Annotated in this window: 2 protein-coding genes and 1 pseudogene; 1 reads left to right on the forward strand and 2 read right to left on the reverse strand. The window is 50.2% G+C overall.

The features are described from left to right. Positions 1–162 precede the first annotated feature (162 nt). Positions 163–873: a TrmH family RNA methyltransferase gene (locus IKE44_RS03225; protein WP_033008879.1), complete on the reverse strand. Its 711-nt coding sequence runs from the start codon at positions 871–873 to the stop codon at positions 163–165. Between the two features lie 146 nt (positions 874–1,019). On the opposite strand from IKE44_RS03225, the pseudogene IKE44_RS03230 reads away from it, so the two are divergent. Beyond that, positions 1,020–1,160 (forward strand): annotated as a pseudogene (locus tag IKE44_RS03230) (amino acid permease); the annotation flags it as partial. Positions 1,161–1,207: 47 nt separating this feature from the next. Here IKE44_RS03230 and IKE44_RS03235 read toward each other — a convergent pair. Then, positions 1,208–2,596: a putative DNA binding domain-containing protein gene (locus IKE44_RS03235; protein ID WP_121678295.1), complete on the reverse strand. Its 1,389-nt coding sequence runs from the start codon at positions 2,594–2,596 to the stop codon at positions 1,208–1,210. Between the last annotated feature and the right edge of the window lie 242 nt (positions 2,597–2,838).

The following is a 2,838-nucleotide window of genomic DNA, read 5'->3' on the forward strand; positions in this document are numbered from 1 at the left end:
CACACACAAGAACCCTTTACGCTTCCCTTCGTTCCGAAGGTGTCCGTTCTAGCCATATTCTATCCTATTCGTTGGCTAACGCCAACCGACATTCATCTCCCACTTTCACTGGTGCTGGCGCACCTTCACGTTTAGAAGTAGAAGACTTCTTTCGGAGGGAAGTTAAATGGTATACCCTTGCAGCTCAAGCTGTTTGCGGATGCGCGGATTCAACGTTTGCCACATCCATTGTTGGTAGAGCGCTTTTTTCTCATTCGACGATAAATAATAGCGCGTTCCGGCTTGGCGGCGGGCGCGCTCAGTCACATCGTACAGCGCCAGCGCCGCGGCAACGGAAATGTTAAAGCTTTGGACGAAGCCGTACATCGGGATGACGAACGTCCCGTCTGCGAGTTTCAGCGCCTCATCGGATACGCCGCTATGTTCGTTGCCAAATAAAAGCGCCGTCGGTTTGGATACATCGATGTCGGAAAGAGGAATCGTCCCCTCGCCAAGATAGCTGGCATACACTTGATACCCTTGCTGTTTTAAGTCGTTGATGGCGGTTTCGATATCAGGCTGCCGGTGAAGCGTCAGCCATTGGTCAGCATGGCGCGTCACGAGCCGGTTTGGCGAAAATGGCGCTTTTCCCGTGACGATATGGATGTCTTGAACGCCGAACGCCTCGGCTGTCCGCAGCACCGCTGCCTGATTGTGCGGGTCGTCGACCGCTTCAATCAAAACCGTAATATAACGGGTGCGCTCGTTAAGAACGTCATACATTCGTTTTAATCGTTTCGGCAAAATCATTTCCCAAACCGGACGCGTCTGCTCGGTCAGCAACCCTTCTTGCTGCAGCTGGGCAAGAAACGTCTTCATGTCCCGTTCTTCCATGTCGATCACCTTCGCTCCGTTCCTCTTCGCCTGTGCTTTCCTATTGTACAAAATAGGATGCCGCTGGGCAATCTCGATCATTCCCTGAACTATTCAAACTATTCTATAAATAATATTTTGGAAACATTGTTCATTTACAAACTATCATTCATGCGGCTGCCGGAATCATTAACTTCGTCGTCTTGACTGCGGCTTTATCGTCATGCAACAACGGCATTTTCAGCACGAGCCGGACGCTGTTCAACCTCGCTGAACAGCAAGAAGCGCCAACCGCATTCGGACGGTTAAACAGCCCGTTTCCTTTTCATTTGTTGGCAACTGCACAACCCGTCCCTCATCTTTCTTTGACGCCGATGTACGCCTGGCGCGGGTGGTTCGGCTGATCCGGATATTTCAATCGGATTTTCCCTTCGTCGACCAGCTTCCCTAAGTAGTTGGTGCGCAGCCCATCCGGCGTCCGTTCCAACAGCGTCGCCAACTCTTTCAGCCGCAGCGGTCGCTCGCAGCACAGGCGGACGATCATCTCTTCCATAACCGCCGGAGCCAACCGCTTTTTTCGACGTGCCAGTTCTGCCATCTCCCACAGCCGCTCATCGATCGCCTCGTTTCTCTCTTCTTCCTCCCTTTCATCAACAGATATAGCATTATTTACGGAGTTTGGCGTTTTATTAACGGAGTTTGCACCTTTATTAACGGAGCGTGACGGGATATTTACGGAGTCAACTTCGTTTTTTACGGAGTTTGCCTCCCTATTCAAGGAGTTCGTCGAGTTGTTTACGGATTTTTGTTCGATAATAACGGAGTTGAGCTCCTTATTTACGTAGTTGGCCTCGTTACTTCCGAAGTCCACGTCATGTTGATCCGCACCGTGTTCTATCCATGCTTGTTCTTGCTGTTGCAATGATTCATTGATTTCTGTTTCAATTGTCGCCCCCGCCTCAGCTGGAAACAACAATGGGCATAACGTCACGATCGTGCGGTCTGGATTCATTTGCTGCAAAATATCGACCGGCTGGACAAGCGCCCGTTCCTGCCAATCATGCATGCGCTTCAAACCGGATCCTGCGCGTTTGCATACATCGATCAACAAAAACATTTTAAAGATGTTCGGATTGCGCAGATTGCTCATTTGTCCAGCCATAGCGGCTTCAATTGGCAGGCGGAACCGGCCCGGGTTGGCAAATCGAAACGCCCCGTCCTCTTTTTCAACGGTAATGCCGCCTTCTTCCCCGTAATCGGCATGAACGATGGCATTAGCGAGCGCCTCGGCGAGCAGATCACGCCCTTCCTCAAGCCAAACGTGGCGCTCCAACTCCGCCAACACGCGGAAATAAAAATCATAGGCGTTGCCGGACCACGTTCCATCCTGCGATGTGAACCGCTTCGCCCATCCTGCCGCCTTTGCACCGTCATATTCCCGGTATTCTAAAAAATATTGCGGCAGCACCTCGGTAATGATCCGCTCTTCGCTGAACATCACGAGTCCGGCGAGCGTCAGTCCTTCTTTGCTGCTGTCGCGCAGCTTGCCCCAAGCGCCGATTTTGTATAAAAACTCTTTCGTCTCAAGACTGTTCCATGGATGCCCCGGTTTGGCGCGGGCAAACTGCTCCCGGTAATGGCTGACGGTCTCAAAATTGAGCTCGCTCAAGCTGTAATGCTCTAAAATAAAGCTGTCTGCCAACCCATTGGCGCGTTCATGAAACGAATGTGTATATTTATTCACTCTTGATCTTCCTTTAACATTATTTTTGCAAAACAGTCTTGACCTCTTTTTTTCTATTGTACCATCTTTTATTCTCCTTGCGGACGATTGCCAAAAAAAGAGAGTCAGTCAAGACTTTGTGGAGAACATTTTTTCGGTTCACTACGGGTGTTGTCAATCACTAGTTAGCGAACCATTTTCAGGAATTCATATCGTAAGCGCTTTCGGACTCTCATCCCTCATCTTGAGGCGATGATACGATA

This window comes from Geobacillus sp. (assembly GCF_017515625.1).
GTDB lineage: Bacteria > Bacillota > Bacilli > Bacillales > Anoxybacillaceae > Geobacillus > Geobacillus stearothermophilus.

What these genes read in the sequence shown, in the direction of transcription:
- IKE44_RS03225 (WP_033008879.1), bottom strand. Translation starts at nt 873, where the DNA reads ATGGAAGAACGGGACATGAAGACGTTTCTTGCCCAGCTGCAGCAAGAA.